The following is a 260-nucleotide window of genomic DNA, read 5'->3' as shown; positions in this document are numbered from 1 at the left end:
CAGGGCTGGGAAGAGATCGGGGTGCAGCTTGAGACGCTGACGAGCCAGCAGGAGCGGGCCGGACTGGCGCGGGCCACGCAGTACGCCCATTACACGCCGGAACTGATCGTGCATGCGCTGTGGGATCTGGTGGCGCAGATGGGGTTCCGCGGCGGACGTGCGCTGGAGCCGGGTTGTGGCACGGGTCTGTTCATGGGCGCGATCCCGGAGAAACTTGCCCCGAAGACGGCCTGGACGGCGATCGAGAACGACCCTCTGAC

At 67.3% G+C, this 260-nt stretch carries 1 protein-coding gene; it reads left to right on the top strand.

The features are described from left to right. The coding region (locus tag R5H23_RS17020; protein WP_317216151.1) for a hypothetical protein at positions 1-260 on the top strand (260 nt) is incomplete at both ends.

Origin of the sequence: Gluconobacter sp. GP1 (assembly GCF_032913585.1) — a bacterium.
GTDB classification, from domain to species: Bacteria; Pseudomonadota; Alphaproteobacteria; order Acetobacterales; family Acetobacteraceae; genus Gluconobacter; species Gluconobacter cerinus.
This window is presented reverse-complemented; position numbering and strand designations above follow the sequence as displayed.